This is a genomic window from Vibrio sp. (assembly GCF_984391705.1).
In genome coordinates, this window is the sequence record NZ_CFHWOM010000118.1 from 1 (window position 1) to 3,437 (window position 3,437).

Below are 3,437 nucleotides of genomic sequence, written 5' to 3' on the forward strand. Positions count from 1 at the left end.
AGTCGTTACCGACTCCGCCGTACATGAGATCGGACTGGATTCCCCCTACAAAAGTGTCGTCGCCTTCCCCGCCGAACATGCGCGAAACACCGGCAGTGTTGGTCATGAGGTCGTTGCCAGCGCCCCCGATGAGGTCATCGCGGCCAAAACCACCCTCAAGGACATCATCACCTTCGCCACCAAAGATAACATCGTCGCCAACCCCACCAATAACGGTGTCGTCGCCACCGCCGGCAAGAATGGCGTCATCTTGGCTGTTGGTGAAGGGGCCACCGGGCGACTCTACGAAGCTGTTAGGTGTTTCGGAGAACAGGTCTGTTCTCGTGATGTTGTCAAACCCATCGAAGTTGTCGACCAAGTCACCTTCGGGGTCACCGATGTAGGAACCGTCGATCAATTCGCCGGAGGCAGTGCCTTCAACGACGCCGTCGCCTGACAGTTCGCGAATGACAACGGTTTCAATTTCCGAGAATACCAGAGTTTCGCCAGTCCGGTTGCCTCCACCGTCGAGATAGAAGATCGTGCCAGCTTCGGACGCAGGATCCCCGCCGACGTACTCGATTTCAGCAGGGCCGTTGATGATTAACGTATCTTCGTCAACGCCGCCTTCACCCCCGATGATTTCGTCCCCGGCCGCACCGTAGAAGGTGTCACGGTCATCACCACCCAGCATTGTATCGCCGCCAGCAGAAACCAAACGGTCGTCACCGGCGCCGCCTTCGGCGTAGTCACTGCCGCCGCCTGCGAAGATGGTGTCATCCCCGTTGCCTGCAAATAGGCGGTCATCGCCCGCACCGCCGACCAGAATGTCATTGCCTTCACCACCAGATACAGTGTCATCGCCGTCATTGCCGAGCAGTGTGTCGTTGCCAGCGTCACCGGACACTTCGTCGTTTCCGGTAAAGGCGTCGATGTAGTCGTCACCTTCATTGCCAGAAGCGGTATCGTCGCCGCTGCCTGTTGCAATGAAGTCGTCTCCATCGTCGCCACCAGCGAGGTCATTTCCATCGCCACCGAAAATGGTGTCGTTGCCGTCGCCGCCACGCAGGTAGTCGTCATCTTCCCGACCGTCGAGGTAGTCGTCACCATCTTGGCCAAAAAGGGTGTCTGAGCCAAAGCTACTGTCGACAATGTCGTCGCCGTCACCGGCAAAAACGAGGTCGTCATCCAGGGCGGCAATGACTGTATCGTCGCCTTCGCCAGCGATAATAATGTCGTCGTTACCTTCTTGGCCTGGCAGGATGGCGTCGTCGTTGTCGACAAAATCGCCATTCGGGTCGCCGTCGTAGTTGATGTCGATCACATCGCCGTCCGAGGTGCCCTGTACGATGCCGTCTGGCGCAACTTGTTCATCAAATAGGATGTTTTCGATCTCGGTGAAGGCAATTGCTTCGCCGGTTTCCCGAATAACGACAACACCTTCTTCGCTTTCGGGATCGGTGTAGACGATTGAAACTGGACCCATACCCCGAAGATCGAGCGTGTCATCATCATCGCCGCCTTCGCCACCATAAACGAAGTCAAGGTGGGTCGCTCCTTGGATGGTGTCGGCATCGTCGCCACTCATCAGAGTATCCATGCCTTCTCCGCCGGTAAGGAGATCGTCGCCCTCCTGTCCATAGATTAGGTCGTCACCCTCTCCACCGGTGAGCACGTCATCACCGTCCTCTTCGATGACGCTCGGGCCACCTTCAAAGAAGATGTCGGACACTGTCACGTCCGCAGGCTCTTCGCCGAGGTTGACCAAACGAATTTCCATTTCGGCAACTGGTCCGGGAACTGTAACCAAAACCGAGTTCGCGGCGGTGGTGGAATCACCCGGAGTGCTGCCGTCGGAGATGGCCGCTTCGTTGCCCGGAACACCGTCAATATCCACTAAGTGCAGGTTTGTTAGGTCTTCTGCTGTGAAGGTGACTTCGACAGGATTGCCTTGGGCGTCCCAAGCCAGCACCTTAACCACAGAGTTTTCATCGATGTCGTTGATGCGGAACTGAACGTTTTCAACCGCTTCGGAGAACGCGAGCGTTTGAGATGTTGTCGCATTCTGTCCTGTGCCAGTGGCGATACGCGCGGCGCTGTTGGCATCGCCGGTTTCGTCGCCGGTGTTGATGCCGTCCAGAACCTGCGTCTCGTCTTCAAAGGTGTTGGACCCACCCGAGCCGGCAGAAGAGGTAAGGGTTACGGAAACGGAACCGGTGTTCTGCACAAAGGACGATGCGAGGTCATCACCGTCTGCCGGGCTGCCAACTTCGCTCCAATTGAAGCTTTGGATACCAGCAGGTGTCGGAGTCGGTGTGGAGCCGGGCTCGTAGCCACCATAGATGGTGTCATTGCCGTCCATCCCATCGATGGTATCGCTTCCGCCTTCTCCGGCAAGAACGTCATCACCTGGTTCATCGGTGCCGTCTTGCGTGCCAACTTCGTCACCGTAGACTTCATCATTGCCTGCACCCGCGTGGACCGTGTCGTCGCCGTTGCCCGCAAAAATGGTGTCGTCTCCGGCACCAGCGACGATTGCATCGTCGCCGTCTTGGGCACTGATGACGTTGCCGTTATTGTCGATTGTATCGCCTTCTGTGTCGACGAATCCTACGGACATATCGTCGTCAGTTTGTGTGCCGTCTACAATTCCCGGACCGTTTGGATCAGCCATGGTACCCTCTTTTCCACCGCGTAAGCCGCGCGGATCGCCAGAGGGCAGTCCACACCTAACAGAAAAGGTGCCTCTGCGCCATTTGGCGTGAATTGCACGGCATCGCTAAATGCCCTCTACGTATCGTTTGGCTGCCCCAGGCCAGAACTCGTCCCCCAGTTGGACTTACTCCAAATATGATGCAATCGAGGCAAGGAAGAAACAAAAACCTGCACAATTTGACGAAAAGCGGTGCGATTGCGGCAGGATTAAGCGTTAAGTTTTGGTTAATGTTTGTAGGGGTATTATTTGGATTGTTTCCTGTTTGAGGCCTAAATTGGGCGGGTAGTACGGCAAAGCAGTGCCGGGCGACGCCATACTTGCGCCCTTATTGCCTAGGGTTTCCCTTGCGTCATGGTTTTGAGGTTCTGTCGTTTCCAGATGTGAACCAATTGATCGGGTTCGGGAGGCCCATGTGCTGTGATCTGCGCGAGACAGATCGAAGGCGCTAATTGTTTTCGTTTCATGGACAAGTTTCGAATTTTTTCGGGATTGATCTCGAATCTAGAACGACGCCTGTCGAATCGCCATCTGCCTCAGGGGCAAATTGTCGCTTTCGGAAGGTGGGGAGCGTGACTTTGATAAGGCGATTCCTTGCCTGATGAATGCGCGGGGCAAATCAGAGAGCAGGGAGGTGTCAATGCGCGAGCGGTTAGAGTGCGCAATTGTTTGCTCTAGTCAGACAAAATCGGAGCAGCCACCGTCTGTGAAAGCGTATACCAAATTTAGCGGGAGATCCGGTGGT

1 pseudogene is annotated in these 3,437 nt (G+C 55.8%); it reads right to left on the bottom strand.

The window, feature by feature from the left end:
* Positions 1 to 2,653: pseudogene (locus tag AC4MRV_RS21650) on the bottom strand (hypothetical protein); the annotation flags it as partial.
* Positions 2,654 to 3,437: the final 784 nt, after the last annotated feature.